This is a genomic window from Rhizobium phaseoli, from assembly GCF_001664385.1.
Classification (GTDB): Bacteria; Pseudomonadota; Alphaproteobacteria; order Rhizobiales; family Rhizobiaceae; genus Rhizobium; species Rhizobium phaseoli.
This window is the reverse complement of the sequence record NZ_CP013535.1, coordinates 68,173-83,667: the sequence shown is the minus strand read 5'-3', so window position 1 is coordinate 83,667 and position 15,495 is coordinate 68,173. Positions and strand designations below refer to the sequence as shown.

The 15,495-nt window shown below is 59.5% G+C and carries 9 protein-coding genes and 5 pseudogenes; 7 read left to right on the top strand and 7 right to left on the bottom strand.

What is annotated here, in order from left to right; translation table 11 throughout:
* Window positions 1-8: 8 nt before the first annotated feature.
* Window positions 9-2,618: a hypothetical protein gene (locus tag AMC88_RS25655; protein WP_064820005.1), complete on the bottom strand. Its 2,610-nt coding sequence runs from the start codon at window positions 2,616-2,618 to the stop codon at window positions 9-11.
* A gap of 321 nt (window positions 2,619-2,939) precedes the next feature.
* Between AMC88_RS25655 and AMC88_RS25650 the strand changes: the two genes are divergently transcribed.
* From AMC88_RS25650 to AMC88_RS25615, 6 genes and pseudogenes are all read left to right on the top strand, one after another.
* A complete protein-coding gene (locus tag AMC88_RS25650; RefSeq protein ID WP_064820004.1) occupies window positions 2,940-3,149 on the top strand; it encodes a hypothetical protein in 210 nt (69 codons plus the stop codon).
* 145 nt (window positions 3,150-3,294) lie between these two features.
* Window positions 3,295-3,864, top strand: coding sequence for a DUF6088 family protein (locus tag AMC88_RS25645; RefSeq protein WP_225884183.1), 570 nt, complete (start codon window positions 3,295-3,297; stop codon window positions 3,862-3,864).
* A pseudogene (locus AMC88_RS33915) lies at window positions 3,857-4,871 on the top strand (nucleotidyl transferase AbiEii/AbiGii toxin family protein). The gene AMC88_RS25645 and the pseudogene AMC88_RS33915 overlap by 8 nt, the downstream one beginning before the upstream one ends.
* 731 nt (window positions 4,872-5,602) lie before the next feature.
* On the top strand, window positions 5,603-6,262 hold the full coding sequence (locus tag AMC88_RS25625; protein ID WP_016737409.1) for a DUF1007 family protein: 660 nt from the start codon (window positions 5,603-5,605) through the stop codon (window positions 6,260-6,262).
* Window positions 6,263-6,363: 101 nt separating this feature from the next.
* Complete coding sequence (locus tag AMC88_RS25620) at window positions 6,364-7,350, top strand: hypothetical protein (protein ID WP_064820003.1); 987 nt, start codon at window positions 6,364-6,366, stop codon at window positions 7,348-7,350.
* Between the two features lie 240 nt (window positions 7,351-7,590).
* Window positions 7,591-8,551, top strand: a pseudogene (locus tag AMC88_RS25615) (ISNCY family transposase); the annotation flags it as partial.
* Here AMC88_RS25615 and AMC88_RS33310 read toward each other — a convergent pair.
* Window positions 8,529-9,066, bottom strand: a pseudogene (locus tag AMC88_RS33310) (PAS domain-containing protein); the annotation flags it as partial. The pseudogenes AMC88_RS25615 and AMC88_RS33310 overlap by 23 nt on opposite strands.
* A gap of 203 nt (window positions 9,067-9,269) precedes the next feature.
* Between AMC88_RS33310 and AMC88_RS25610 the strand changes: the two are divergent.
* Entirely contained in the window at window positions 9,270-10,286 is a 1,017-nt protein-coding gene (locus tag AMC88_RS25610) for a sensor histidine kinase (RefSeq protein ID WP_029532363.1), read from the top strand.
* A gap of 77 nt (window positions 10,287-10,363) precedes the next feature.
* Here AMC88_RS25610 and AMC88_RS33770 read toward each other — a convergent pair whose 3' ends face one another.
* From AMC88_RS33770 to istA, 5 genes and pseudogenes are all read right to left on the bottom strand, one after another.
* The gene (locus AMC88_RS33770) at window positions 10,364-10,600 is read right to left on the bottom strand and encodes a hypothetical protein (protein WP_158464442.1); all 237 of its coding nucleotides are present in this window, start codon (window positions 10,598-10,600) and stop codon (window positions 10,364-10,366) included.
* A gap of 1,192 nt (window positions 10,601-11,792) precedes the next feature.
* Window positions 11,793-12,360 (bottom strand): annotated as a pseudogene (locus AMC88_RS32370) (ATP dependent DNA ligase); the annotation flags it as partial.
* Window positions 12,361-12,427: 67 nt separating this feature from the next.
* Window positions 12,428-12,661 (bottom strand): hypothetical protein, encoded by a 234-nt coding sequence (locus AMC88_RS25595; RefSeq protein ID WP_016737406.1) that lies wholly within the window; start codon window positions 12,659-12,661, stop codon window positions 12,428-12,430.
* 265 nt (window positions 12,662-12,926) lie between these two features.
* Complete coding sequence (istB, locus tag AMC88_RS25590) at window positions 12,927-13,661, bottom strand: IS21-like element helper ATPase IstB (protein WP_064818141.1); 735 nt, start codon at window positions 13,659-13,661, stop codon at window positions 12,927-12,929.
* 5 nt (window positions 13,662-13,666) lie between these two features.
* Window positions 13,667-15,160 (bottom strand): annotated as a pseudogene (gene istA / locus AMC88_RS25585) (IS21 family transposase); the annotation flags it as partial.
* Window positions 15,161-15,495 lie beyond the last annotated feature (335 nt).

Below are 15,495 nucleotides of genomic sequence, written 5' to 3'. Positions count from 1 at the left end.
CTCTGCCTCTACCAGATGAATGACGGGTCTGGCCCAAATTCGAGATGCACGGACTCGCCGGTGTAGCGTTCAAGCTTCTCGTTCAGCTGCTTTTCCATTTTGTCGAGCTTCTTCACGCCATTGGCCATATCCCACAGGCCAAGCGCTAGCCCGACGGCCGAGGCAACGAGGCCGGTGACCAGTCCGGCCGCGGCAAGGCCGGTTTTGGCGGCGCTGCTGAAGATGGTCACGACTTCCGGCGCCACCGTTCCGAGTCCGGAAAAGGCACGGGACATGGCATTGGTCAGATAAAGCATCGCCTCGGAGAAACCGATGAGCGCGTTGCCGGTACCGGCAATGCCGCCGATTATTTCGAGCGCGCCCTTGGCGCGGTCGCCGGCCTTCATCGACCGCGACGCCGAATAGAAGCCGAGGCCGGCCATGGCGAGGCCGCCGGCCGCGCCGAGGATCTTGCCTGCCGCTTCCATCGTCTTCGGCGAGAAGTTCATCGAGATCCCCTTGCCCCAGCTGCCAGGCTGATTGCCGAAGGCGCTGAACGGTTTGCCGGCAACGTCGAGGTTCTTGCCGAGACCTTCCATCGTCATGCCGACGATCTGTGTCGCCGAGCCGACCGCAGCGGCGATATCGGCCGGCGTCCACTTGCCGCCGACACCGAGGCCGCGCGCCACCAGCACGCTCGACATCGTCAGCATCTGCACGGCGTGCATCAGACCGGCCTTGTACACTTCGGCATCGATGCCGGCAGGTGTCCGGGTCTGGCGCGGCAGATCGAGCGAATCCTTGAAGGAGGCAAGCGCATCGTCGAGCTTCATACCGCCGCGCATCATCCGCAGAACGCCGTCGACGTCGCGTGCTATGTCCTGTGCCAGGTTCTGTTTCAGCGTCTCGCCGCCATCGGCCGGGCCGTTTTTGCTGATGAAATCCTCGGCGAAGGTGTTTGCCAACTGGCTGATGGCGTCATTCGTTGCGCCGGGCACGAAGGTGTCATCCGGACCCGACAGCAGCGGCTCGAGATCGACACCCTGGCCGTCGCCGATATAATGTTCCTTGATGACGTTCGAGAAGGTGACGTTCGCGGCGTCGAGATGCGCGTCGATATAATCCTGGGGCAGGAGATCGACGAGCGTGTTGAGTTCGGAATAATAATCCTTCAGGGCATCTTCGAAGCTCTTGCCGGCGCTCAGCGCCCGGTCGATCGCCTTGCCGCCGCCGATATCGATCAGATAGGCGTCTTCGATGTTGGTGAGCAGATCGGAATTCGCCGGGCGTTGCAGATATTCCTTCATGCCGCTCGCGAAGATATCCGAGAGATGCTGCTGCGTCGCCGGATCGGCCGTCAGCTTTTCGATCCGCGCATCGAGGTCCTTGCCGACGCGCTCGCCATCGGGCACGCTGTCGCCATACTGGTTCATATAGCCATTGAACTGCTGTTTGATCTCGATGAGATCGTAGAGCAGCGTCGCCTTCTGTTCCGGCGTCAGCTGGTCGAGGTGGTCCATGTTGTCGGGCGCGACGAAATCCCGGCTCACGTCCTTCACGGCGTCGCCGAGAATGCCGTATTTGAGTTCGTCGAGCTTCTTCAGCGTCGGCTCATAGGCGGTCGACGGAGCGTAGCCGCGCAGCAGCTTGCTTTCCAGGATGTCGTTCTCGTCGATCGGGCGCTCCACGACCGGCTCGATGGCATCCGAGCCCGACATGACAAGGTCCATCTTCTTGAGGCTCGATGTCAGATAGTCGCTGTCGATATAGGGCAGATCGAGATTTTGGATGGTCTTGCTCCAGCCATTGTCCTTGGTGCCGAACATACGCTCGGCGATCCAGGCGTCGCCGCCGCTGCCGGCGAAGAAGCGTCCGTCACCTGAGCCGTTGGCGGCGATCTCCTTGCCGGCCAGCCCAGTGCCGACCATGATCATAGCCATGACGTCGTTGAAGGAATAGCTGGCGAGATTGCTGGAAGGCAGCGGCGAGAAATTCTTGTCCCAGTCCGGATTGGCCGGCATCTTCGAGACGAGGCTGGCGCTCATGACGAGCCCTTCCAGCGCGGTCTGCACCGCGTGACGGTAACCCCAGACTTCCTTGCCGCCGGGAGCGATCAGACGCGAGGTCAGGCGCTCCAGGTTGCCGGCGAGATCGCCAATGCCGATTTCTCCCGCGCCAACCTTGTCGAGCAGCGGACCGAGAAGCGCCTTGACGTCGGCCTTGAACCTGTCGCGGACCTCGACGCTGTCTCCCCCGTAAAACTGGTTGGCCATCGCCTCGATGGTCGGGTTGAACAGGTGAGTGATATTATTGGGCACGGTGCTGCCGAATTCGGAAGCGGCAACCTTTTTCAAGCCGTCCAGGTCGATCTTGAGATCGTTGCCCGGGTCGGTTTCGGGCGTGCTCACCTTTGCATCGACCAGGATCGCGGTGGCGCCGCTTTTGCTCTGGGTAAATCCGACGAAGCCCCGCGCAGCGGAGATGTCGAGTGCCTGCCCGTTGCCGCTCGGCGCGATCTTGCGTATTTCGCCGGCGTCGATGGTTTTTGTCGATGCAGAACGGCCAGTCACGTCTTTCTGGCCGAGGTCCACGACCAGGGTTTCGACCTCTTTCGATCCGCTGCCAACACGTTCCAACATGATTTCGTCACTCCTGATCGACGGCCGCACCCTGAACGGAGGCCCGGAAAGCCTCGTTAGGTCAGAAGTTTTTCAGTGATATGACAAATGGGTGCTATCGGAGCGGCAAAATTGAACCATTGACCCCCACATAGCTTCCAAATTATACCGCAGTACAAATGCTGGTGACACCGCAGTCGCCAAGGTGCGGCGCAATAGAGCACGCTCCCGTAGGGAATGCGCTCACGAGACAGATCGAAGTCGGTCCTCGGGCTCGGTTTTCAGACTGCATTGTCCGGCAAATCGGTATAAGCCGTCCTCTCGAACAAATCAGGGGACAACATGGAAACCGTGGAAATCAGCAGCCGCAGCGACTTCGGCCTTTGGGCAATTGAGCGGGCGCGGGAAATCATAACGTCCGAGGGAACTGCTTTTGCGATGGCCGCTCGCGATATGGACGACGAGGCGCTTGCAAACGCTGCAGCCGCGCTAGGCAAGGCCATCAGCGATGCGATGGTGGAAGTGTTTGACGGCCTGATAGATGAATCGTGATTGTGAAGAGACAGCGGGTCACTGACCGATAAAAATTGGTCAGCACCGTCCGGGCTCGCCGTCTTCCCCTCTCATTGCAAACTGTCAGAAACTTGCATATATTTCTGACAAGAGAAATGCCATGCAAAAGCTGACATAGCAAATCATGGGACATGCTGAACGACTGCCGGAAGGATCCGCGCTTTCGGCAAAGAGTTTTTTGCATCTCGGAAATCGAGCCGCCCTGGATCAGGCTCTGTCGCGCCTGGCCGAGCGTGGCGAGCTCGTCCGGGCGGGCCGTGGTATCTATATGCGGCCCGTCAAAAGTCGCTTTGGCAGTCGGCCGCCGACGGTCGAACAGGCCGTAGAGGCGGTGGCGCAGCAGCGCGGTGAGGTCATCGTCTCGAATGGCGCCGCCGCGGCAAATGCCCTGGGCCTGACCTCCCAGGTCCCGGTCCGCTCCGTCTACCTGACATCCGGCCGTAGCCGGACGATGACCCTTGGACAGCAGACGGTCGAGCTCAAGCACGTGCCGCGCTGGCAATTGGCCTTGGCCGATCGACCTGCTGGCGTGGCGGTCCGCGCACTTGCATGGCTTGGGCCGGAGAGGGCCGATGAAGCACTGTCGCGGATCAAGCGAAAGCTGCCGCCGGAGGCGTTCGGCGAGCTGGTGGCGGCGGCTCCGCAGTTTCCGACCTGGCTTGCAAGAAGCGTAGGAAGGGCTGCGCATCGCTGATCTATTCCTGAGCTTGTCAAAGATGACCGGCGCGAAGCCTTGGCTGTGGCAGCCGACCACAGCGGACGGCCCATTCATCTCCTCGAAAAGGATGTCTGGGTCGTCTGGACGCTGCAGACGCTCTTTTCGTCCAAGCTCGGTGAGCATCTCGTCTTCAAGGGCGGCACCTCGCTTTCGAAAGCCTACGGTGTCATCAAAAGGTTCTCCGAGGATGTCGACCTGACCTACGATATCCGCGCCCTGGCGCCGGACTGTTGGCGACAATGACGAAGCACTGCCGAAAACCCGCAGCGAGGAGAAACACTGGACCAGCGAGGTGCGAAAGCGGCTTCCGGTCTGGGTGGCGGGCTCGGTGGAGCCGGTTATGGCGCGTTGCGCGTTCAATCTCTTCCGGCGGCAATCCGCCTCGAGGACGATACGCTCTACCTCGACTATGAAGCGGTGAGCAGCGGATCCGGCTATGTCGCCCCGAGCGTCATGCTCGAATTCGGAGCGCGTCGACCGGCGAGCCGGCCAGTATCCGCGATATCGACTGTGACGCGTCGGGCCAGGTTGATGGTGTCGAATTTCCGAAAGCGAGTCCCCGCGTCATGCACGCGGAGCGGACGTTCTGGGAGAAAGCGACCGCCATCCATGTCTTCTGCCTGCAGGAGCGCCTTCGCGGCGATCGTTTTGCCCGCCACTGGCATGATGTCGTCCGGCTGGACGATGCTGGTTTCGCCGACAAAGCATCCGCGGATCGGCAACTCGCCAATGCCGTGGCGAAACACAAATCCATGTTTTTTGCGGAAAAGGCGGCCGACCGCTCGCCCATCGACTACGCCGCAGCCGTCAACGGCAATCTGGTTCTGACGCCATCCGGAGAAGGTCTGCGTGCGCTCGGCGAGGATTACGTGCGCATGGTCGACGACGGCCTGCTGCTCGGCGATTCCGAGCCGTTCGAGCACCTGATCGAGCGATGCACGCAAATTCAGGCGCATGCCAACAAAAGCGACGCGTCAAAATAAGCAATTGCCGGCCCACAGCCGCACCTGCCCATTACTGTGAGTGCCCTGTCACCGACGCGGTTTGGCTTCGCGCCAATTATTAGGCGTTTGCTCGTGGCAGGCACCCTTGATGTGATGAGAGTGACCCGGTTATTCCGGCTCCGGCCTCGGCGAGGATGTGGCCAAATACCGCACGGGCGCGGGTTCGTTTGAGGAAAGTTGCGCCACGTAAAACGAAGATCCGGTGTGTTTGCAGTGAAGGCATTCCAATTCCCAATTTCAATCTCGCCGGAAGCCCGAGCAAGCTCAAAATCGCTGACGCGAGAATCGACACGGATGTTCCACTTGCCGCAACGGCACGTTCTCGCGCCAAGTGCCATCCTCCCACTGGCGCGCCGCACGCTTGATTGGCTCTATTCCCGCAGGGGGGGTCGACAAGACGACGGTCACTTCTTGGCGTCCAGCGGATCGATGTCGCCTTTCATCAGGAAGGCCGCAATCTCGACAGGGCCAGCGCGCCCGGGCGTGACGATGATTTTTGCCATCGCCTTGTCTGAATGAAGATGCGTCGAAGCCGGCTGTGCTGCCGCAGCGATAGGCGCGCGGTGGCGGCGTGAATCGCCAAGTTGCCGCAACGGCCAGCACGAGGAACTCGACCAACGTCTCGGCGGCGAAATAGCGGAAGGTGCATTCCGGTAAACCACGGCGATCGAAACTTAAATCCGTCGCAATCTTCTCGACACTCACGTAGCATGAGCCTCGCGAACAAACGCCGCCACGCCACTATGGCAATTTCACTTCTCCTCCTCGGGATGCCGACTAACACGTTCGCCCATCCCCATATCTTCGTTGATGCGAAATTCGAGGCGGTCGCGGCGCCCGATGGAAGCCTCCAGGAGCTGCGCGACACATGGCAGTTCGATGAGGTGTTTTCGTCGTCAGTGCTGCTCGACTACGACAAGAACCGCAACAATGCCCTCGACCCTGCGGAAGTTGCTGCCGTCGCCAAAACAGTCCGGGAGTCGCTTGCGCAGTACAACTATTATATGAACATCACGATCAATGGGAAAACACTCGCGCTTGCGAAGCCGGACATCCTGCATGGGACCTATGAGAACGGCTCCCTCACCCTGTCTTTCGCACAGAAGCCAATGGCCAAGACGCCGCTCAAAGGATTGATTGTTTTCGGCGTTTATGATCCGACACTCTATACTGCTCTCGATTTTGCCAGCGATGCCGATCTGAAAATCTCGGGCGAAGGCTTTAGCGGTTGCACTCACAAAGTCGTCAGGCCTGGCTCGAAAGAAATCCTTTCCGAAAATCAGGCGATGCTGACGACGATGTTCTTCAACGATCCAGTGGGCACAGACTACTCGCAGATTGTTGCGACCCGATTGGAAGTGCGCTGTTAAGGAGTGTCGAGGCATAATTGCGAACTATCGAACCTCGTTGTCGCCTCTGTCATGATGATCGATGTCATTCAGGTCTTTGTTTACATCACGGAGAGCACCAGATGCGTTCCAGGCTCAACCTTTTGCTAGCAACGGGGTTGGTCATCCTGGCACCAATGCTGTCCGGATCAACTCCCGCACGTGCCGCGGGCAAGAGTTCGCCTTTCCCGGCTTGGATAGCAGACTACGTCGGCGACGGGAAAGGCCAGATCACGCGCGTGGTTCTGGAGCGGGCGCGGAGGTTATATCTGGAGAAGGTCGCGGAGGGAACGGTCAAGAACGCCTGTTACTTCGCAATGGATGCGACACGACCCAACGATCTGACAGTTGGCCGGTTCTACGTGATCTGCGAGGCGAAGCAGTCGTTTCGGGTGATCTCGGCAGGGCATGGTGGCGGCCTCAACCTCCCTGGCGTGGTCAACTTCTCCAACGGCCGGGAATGCGCTAAGAATTTTGGCAACGCGCTGGACTCAAACTTGACCGCCGGCGCGTATCTGACAAGCGAGATCAAGACCTCGTTCAAAGGCTATTATCTGGCGCCTTCTAACAGAGAGGCGGTTTTGACCCGCTCGTTTGTTCAATTCGATGGGATCGGCGATACCGCCAACGCCAGACAACGCGCCATCGGCGGGCATGCTGCGGCGCTCGTCTCTGGGATCTGCATGCAGAAAAAGCCGGAGAGCCCATATGCCGATCGGAAAGGCTATGTCCCTGTCGGGAAGTTGGTCACCTATGCGGGCGGGCGAAGCGACGGATGCACCAGCTGGTCGCCGGAAGAGACCCCGGAAGTCTTGTCGATGGTCAAGGATAATCCGACGACGCTCTATATCTACCCGGAGGCGCGCGACATCGCCGCGGTCGGCCGGGCAACGACATCGGGCAAGTCGCCAGTAAGCGCTGGATCATACTGGAACGCTACCTGCCTTGGCGAGATCGGCTCTCCGCAGTTCTGGCCGAAAGAGCGGCTGGAGCCGATCATCGCAAGATATAAGCAGGATCATCCAGCACCACCGCCGCGTCCAATTCCCCTCTGCCAAGCATCCAATTGAAAAGCGGGTGGCATCTGAGAAAACGATCGTCGTTTTGAATGTCACCTTTAGCTTTGACGACCAAAGTCCTCTGCGTATAACATTGCTGCAGCAGCCTCCTCGTCGCCGCCAATGCTTGGAGCACACTGAGATGGAACTCGCTCGTTCTATCCTGAATGCCGCGACACTCGCAACCTCGGGAACCACAGGCACAAACACGCACGAATTTTGCTTTTCCTCGCAGGGCAAAATTATTCTGGCAGGGTGCTGCTGGCGAGCGCCCGGCAGGAGAAGCTGGAAAGTGGCAAGGTCGTGCGCGTCGACAGCACGTCACCGCCGCACTGATCCATGAGCCGAGCGACCGTAGCCTATTATGGGACGCTGTCCGGGTGACGGTGCGGCTGTTGCAGCAGGCCGTGGCACTGGGTAGAGCCATCCCATGGCACGACCACCGCCGCGCGGCAAAGAAGCGGGCTCGAGCGATCGAATACCCGCGGCCGCCCCAAACGGATCAAGCACTACCGCGAACTGCTCAAGATCACGCGCACGACCTTGAGTTATCTGCAGCAGGCGAGTGAACAGTTGCCCCTGACGGCTGGCCCGGCCGGCGAACTGTGGCAGACCCAGCCCCGCCACTATAAGCTGCTGATCGACCGGATCATCGGCCAGACCGAACGGCGGGTCCTGGCCGGCGAGCCGGTGCCGGCTGGCGAGAAGCTGGTGAGCCTCTTCGAGCCGCATGCCGACATCATCGTCGAAGGCAGCCGCGACGTCGACTACGGCCACAAACTCAATCTGACCACCGGCAGAAGCGGACTGGTCCTCGACCTCGTCGTCGAAACCGGCAACCGGCAGACAGCAAGCGTTTGCTGCCGATGCTGGAACGCCACATCGCCTTTTATGGCCAGGCGCCGCATCAGGGCCGGCTATGCCAGCCGCGATAATTTGAGCCGAGCCAAAGCCTGCGGCATCCGCGACATGGCCTTCCACAAGAAGTGCGGCCTCAAGATCGAAGATATGGTCGGTAGCCGGGGTCTATCGCAAGCTCAGAAACTTCCGCGCCGGCATCGAGGCCGGCATCTCATGTTTGAAACGCGCTTGTGGCTTGGGGCGCTGCACCTGGCGTGGGCTCGACCACTTCAAGGCTTATGTCTGGTCATCGGTGGTCGCTTACAATCTCGCCCTCTTTGCCCGCCTCCGGCCGGATCGTCGGCGTTGGTGAGGCGAACAATGCTGTCCGCGATGGCGAGGACGTTCTTCGACCGGTGGCCGATCCGTCAGCAGCCGATGCTCGGACGCTTCCAGCGCCTCTATCCGCCGGTACTCCGTCATGTCGATTTACGATCCGAAAAATAAAGCATCCTTCCGTCGTCCCCATGGATGGGACTTAAATGCAAGCGGTTCCAGAACTGCTCCCCGTTCTTCTTATAATTCAAGATCTCGACGCTCACCTCCCGCTCGTCGGCGATGCAGCGCGAAGTTCGGCGACGGCGATCGGAGACGTCGCCGGGCCCTAAAGGAAACGACAATTCCGGCCCAGCACCTCTCCGGCGGCGCAACCGGTCAGCTCGAGGAATGATCTGTAGGCCAGCCCGATCGGCAGATCCGGCTTGCGCGCGTCATTGACGACCATCGGCATCCTATTCGTTCGAACGCGACCGCCGCAAGTTCTTTCCGGTCGGCCAAGGCTGCTTCTGACGATACCGAAGGTAAGTCTTTGTCAAATTGGGTCGTCATCCTTCCACGCTCAATAAGAGGTCCGATAACGTCGCACGCCGTCTTTTTCCTAAAAGACGATCGACCGACTTGGCCTATGCGGCAGGCTTCCCGACCAGCCCGTCCGGGAGTCACGGTTCGATGGCGTTGTCATTGCGCCTGTATGGGATGAGGTAAGGCAATTCCGCTTGCGCGACCGGAAGGATCAGGCGCAGAATAAAATCATGAACCCCATTTCCACCTCCAGTCGCGCTCGGGAGCGCTTTCTCGAAGCAATCCTTCAGAGTGCCATCGAATATGCGATCATCGCCCTGGATCTCGACTCCCGAGTGATCACCTGGAATGAGGGTGCCCGCCGAATTCTCGGATGGGATGAGACCGAAATCGTCGGCCATCCCGTGGCCGTTATTTTCACTGAGGAAGACCGCGCGGCGGGCATTCCTCAACGGGAAATGACCGCCGCACTGACCCAGGGCCATGGAGATGATGAGCGCTGGCACCTTCGAAAGGACGGCTCGTTATTCTGGGCGTCGGGCCAGATGATGGCGTTGAGATCGGATGATGGCGAACTCGAAGGCTTCGTGAAGATCCTCAGGGATCGAACCGAGCAGCGGGAAAATGAGGAGCGACAGCGCGTCCTGATGCACGAACTTTCTCACCGCATCAAGAACACGCTGGCAGTCGTTCAGGCGATCACCAACCAGTCATTCCGGAACGCCGCCAGCATCGAAGCCGCGGAGCAGTCGATCTCGTCGCGCATCAAGGCATATGCAAACGCGCACGATATTTTGCTGCAGAAGAACTGGTTATCCGCAGCCGTCGATACGATCATCGAAGCGACCGCGGTGAATCTCGGCGTTGAACCGAGCCGCATCAAAGCAAGCGGTCCGGCAGTCAGCCTGAACCCGCAAGCGGCTCTTGGCTTCGCCCTCGTGCTGCATGAGCTTGTCACCAATGCGACAAAGTACGGGGCTCTATCAGGGGATACAGGAACTGTCGAGATCGAGTGGTCCGTGCGCAAAAATGTCGGCGACGATCGCTTCAATCTCCATTGGCAAGAGAGCGGTGGCCCAGCCGTGGAAGCCCCAAAGAAGAAGGGCTTCGGCTCCCGCTTGGTCAATACGAGCCTGTCCGCTTTCGGAGACGTCTCGTTTGACTACGCCGCAACCGGCTTCAAGCTCGACCTCGAGGCATCGCTTCAGAAACTGCAATATCAAAATTGTCCGGATCTTGAAGTATGAAGAGATGTCAAATGCTGCCCCGAGGCTCCGTGTCGTCGCCGATGCCAAGATCAGCGAAACAACTGGCCTTCATGCGCCTACTCGGCCTCAGCCTCTTCGATCTCCTGAGGAGACAGGTGGTAGATGACGAGTTTTTCGACGACGTATTCCAGGTCCTGGTCCATCCTGAGAAGGTCGGTTGATTTGCCCAGGTGGCCGCATTCACCGAGATAGTCGAAGCACATACCCCACACCGCATTGCGAAGCTTAAGAACCTTCCTCGTCGTCTCCGGCGAGAAATATGGTTCTTCACTGAAATCGAGGGCATCAGACACGTCCCGCGCTCGCCGCGACATAGCGTCCGACGAGACCTCGAACCATCTTCCGCGAACACTTCATAGCACTGCCTGCAACGTTCTACTGCAATCTTCAGTACATCATTAAGCGAGATGTCTTGGTCGTGTCTGAACAACACCGTAGGCATGCCGGATCCTCCGTATTCGAGATGGAATAGAGCGCCTCAGGAATGTTCCCATTTCGTTCCTTTCAAAAAAGGAGTCAGGGGCGCGCTTTTTTCGATGGTCGTCATAAGGCGCTCACTATCCAACGGGTCCACCGGATTTCGTCGGCTATGCCTTGCACCATGGTCTCGGCCTCGGAGGACAGCTCTTGCGGCCGCAGACGAATGGTACTGCAAGGCCTTCGCTGATCAGAATGCTGCCGACATCCTTCCCGTCAACCAACAGCATCCCGAAAGGGCGCCATGGTTGCATTTCTTCGTACCTTCGGTGTCCGGCGGACAAAAGCACGCGACTTTTCTCAGTTCGGTGCTGCCGCCGGCAACCAGCTCTCGAAGCCGCGCCAACGCCCGCTCGCCCTGTTGGCGCTCATATTAGCATTGGGGCGAGAACTTCTCCGGCGTGTTGAAGCCCACCAAACGTGTTCCGGCGGCATCGCCAACGACGTGTACGGTGTCTCCGTCGGTCACCGTGAATTCCTGGGCCACAGATGTCCTCGCTGTGCCGGAGTTGACTGAAATTGCCCTCCCAAATCGGATACCTGCTGTGCGACGGCCACAGCAGCAACGATCAGGAGCCCAATGGCCAGCCGTCTGCCTGCTCTACCAAAACTGGGGACGAACATTTTCTTGGGCTGGTGGCGAGATCGGGGAAAGGGAACGACCGCGGATTGCGATGGGGCGGGCCGAGCGCGCTGCCTTAGAATCTCGAAAGTCTTTCGCCACTGTTGAGAGGCGAGCATTTCCGCCAGAACGCTCAAGGCGAGCGTGGATGTCGGCAAGAAACGTTCGCTGCCAACCCGTCAAGTTTTGACGTTGCAGTGCCGCTTCGATGTCGTGTCGCAGGTTTCCAGCCGGTTCCATGGCTCTATCGCTTCGTGCGGATAATCACACCTAAGCAGGAGGACCGGAAGAAATTGTAAACTGCAACCTCATTCAGCGACCAGGGACGGATTTCAGCCCATCGCGGGCGTGAATTGGCCGCTACGGGTCGTAGCGGCGCCGGCGAATTATTGCACCTCATAAACGCCTGCGTTATCAGCAGCGTCGCGCAGCCCCTTAAATGACGCGTGCCGCAGCTTCCCGTCGTGCGTCCACGCTCGATATTTGATCTCGGCAACAAGCTTCGGATCGACGAAGACCGCATTTCACTTCCGTCCGTATCGACAGGGGGCTTGCCGATGGTCAGTTTGTCTATCTGTTTCCGGAACTCACCCGCAGAATATTCGCTGAAGCCGGTTCCCACTCCCCCCACATACCAGCTCTTTTCCTCTGCGCGGCGAGCAGCAGCCGCCCAATGCCCGCAATGACGCCGTCGACTTCTCATGCCCAATGATTAAAAAGCCATCGCTCTGGACACATTTGATCTTCACCCAGCCGACCGGGTCGATAGGTGGCGTCCCTTCGCTTGGCGATGATCCCCTCAAGCCCGTGGTCGCAGGCGATGCGCAGGAGAACCTCTCCGTCCGTCTCGATCTCCTCGGACAGTCGAAGGGCGTCTTCGCCGCCTGCCGGCACCAGCCCTTCCAGAAGATGGCGTCGCGAGGCGAGTTCGGTTCCAGTGAGGTCGTGGCCGTCGGCTGGAAGCTGTCGATCGATTAAGAATGCTCAGGGCGAAGCCTGGTTATGCAGTCAATCGGGCAGGTCAGTGAACGGCAGCCGACGTCGGCGCGTTTACACGTGTTGCCCACCTGCCGACATAGGTGCCGATGAGCAGCGTCGTGACATCCTCTAACGATCTCGCGCCTTCGTTGAAGAACTCGATGGCGGCCGAGCACAAGGTTTGCGACGCCTGGTCGTCGGGTTCGACCTCGTAATAGCGGTACCAAGCCTGTACCGCTTCCGAAAGCATGCGGAAGTGTTTGTCGTGCGTTGGCATGTGACATCCTCCAGCTATCGACATAGCGGAGGAGCGATCTACAACAAGACCTCAGTCTCCAACTCTTCGGGATCCTGACGGCGGTCGTTCCCCACTCAAAGGACGCCACAGTCGAGAACGGTCACTGTCAATCGGCGTCCAAAGTTCACCCCTTATCGGCGTCCAATTTTGACCCCCCATATGCTGTAGATCAGCGCTTGGCCTGCCCGGCGCTGGCCGGGGTTGCAGAGGGTAGGCCAAGTGCGCGTGATGATCGTCTTCGGCTTTAGCTTTGAGAGCGGTTCTTGAAGCGCCAGGATTCGTTTCCGGTTTCGACGATCTCGCAGTGGTGGGTGAGACGGTCCAGAAGCGCGGTCGTCATCTTGGCGTCACCGAACACCGTCGGCCATTCTCCAAAGGCCAGGTTCGTGGTGACGATGATCGAAGTCCGCTCGTAGAGCCTGCTGATCAGATGGAACAGGAGTTGGCCGCCGGCCTGGGCGAACGGCAGGTAGCCGAGTTCGTCAAGGATGATGAAGTCGAGACGGTTGAGGTAGTCGGCCGTCCGCCCCTGCTTGCCGCTGCGCGTTTCCGTTTCCAAGCGATTGACCAGATCGACGACATTGAAGAAGCGCCCGCGTGTTCCGTTGCGGATCAGTGCGCGGGCAATCGCGATGGCCAGATGGCTCTTCCCGGTTCCCGTGCCGCCGACGAGGACAACATTGCGCTGATCGGCGACGAAGGTGCCGGTCGACAGCTCCCGCACCAGGGGTTCATTGACGGGCGTATCGGCGAAGTCGAAGTCGTCGATGTCCTTGGCGAGCGGCAGCTTGGCAATGCTGAGCTGGTAGCGAATGGAGCGGGCCTGCTTCTCGGCGATCTCCGACTGCAAGAGATCGCCGACGATGCGCGGCGGTTCGTGCTGCCGCTTGATGCCGTTGCCCATGACCTCGTCGTAAGCGCCGCGCATTCCATAGAGCTTCAGCGTGCTCATCAGTTCGAGAACCTGTGTGCGTTCCATCAGCTTGCCCTCCTGAGGCTGTCATACCGTGCGCAGTCGGCGACCGGTTCATGGGTAAGCCGCAGCGCATCCGGGGTTTGCAGGGTTGCGGCCGGGGCCGGATCACGGCTCCGGGCCAGAATGTTGATGATCACCGAGGCCGAGCAGACGCCGTGATCCAAAGCCTCCTGGCAGGCAGCATCGACGGCCGCCAGACCGTCGGCGGGAACGCATCCGAGAATGGTGACCATTTGCCGATCACCATCATGGACACTCTTCAGCCGCCGGCGCACTTTCTCCATCGCTGTGGGTAGGACCCATTCACGGAACGGCGCACCATTGCGCAAAGCACCGGGTTTGCGTGCCAGAACAGGGACATAATGCCAGGGATCGTAGATCGTCTCGCCACGGCCAAAGCAACGAGGATGCTCACCGACGTTCACACCGTCCTGCCTGATGACGATCTTCTCGGCATAGGCGTGAACCTCGACCGGCCGGCCGACCGCAGTTGAGAGGACGGAGTATTTGTTGTTGTCGAAGCGGACCGTGCAGGTCTTCGACACCGAGGTCGGGACGCAGTGGAATCCGTCGAACGGCCCGACGTAATGGACGAGGCTGCCGCGCTCCTCCTCGAACATTTGCCAGATCATCCGCTCGGTCTGCTCGGGATGGCGGTGCGCCTTGGCGTAGGCGATGCACTTGTCGAGCAGCCATACGTTCAGCTCTTCCAGGCTTTTGACGCGAAGGCGTGGAGTGAAGAAGCGTTCGCGCACGAGGCCAACCTGGTTCTCGACCTGCCCCTTCTCCCAGCCTGATGCGGGCGTGCAGGCCACGGGATGAACGAGATAATGGCTGCACATCTGCAGGAAACGGCGATTGTATTGCCGCTCCTTGCCGACGAATACGGCCTCGACCGCCGTCTTCATGTTGTCGTAGATGCCGCGCGTGCAGGTGCCACGGAAGAAGGCGAAGGCCTTGTCGTGCGCATCGAACACCATCTCCTGGCTTTCGCGCATATAGGCCCTGACGAACATCATCCGGCTGTGGCAGAGCCGGACGTGAGCAACCTTGACGGTCGTCGTCACGCCGTTGATCAGAATGATCTCGTGGCTCCAGTCGAACTGGTAGGCCTCACCCGGCGCGTAATAGAGCGGCACGTAGGCTTCCGCCGTCATGGCTCCCCGGTTCTTCGCCCAGGTCTTGGCGTATCGCCGGATCGCGTCATAACTGCCGTCGTAGCCGAGTGCCCGAACCTCCTCGTAAATCCGGATCAGCGTCAACCGTTCGCGCGATGGCTTGCCCTCGTTGGTCGTCAGGAACCGCTCGATCTCGGCCTTCCACGCTCCGATCCTCGGCAGCGGTTGTCGCTCTCGTTCATAGGTAAAATCGGTCTCGTCGGAACGCAAAATCTTGCGGACCGTGTTGCGCGAAACATGCAGTTCCCGGACGATCTTCTTCACCGACCAGCCCTGCACATGGAAGGCCCGTCGAACACGCGCAATAGTATCCACTCGCTTCAACTCCCACTCCATCCGCCGCCAAAAGCCGGATGGTCAGATGAAATCTGAGGGGGGTCAAAATTGGACGCCGATTACCCCGCCAAGGGGGTCAAATTTGCACGCCGAAACACACTCACACCGCGCCACTTGGCGTATTCAAAACCGCCGAGGCTCTAATCGCCGCCGGATGAAAATTCAGTGGCAGGTCACCTCTTCCATCCCTTGGTGTCCACCTATTTGGGTGGACACCTCATGCCAAAGCTCACTCAATTGCAGAAGGTGCGGAGAAAATCGCGCTTACGATCGTTCAGAAAACATTGCCTGTTTTTGGAGGCGCAGGCGGTGTTTGGCCGGGC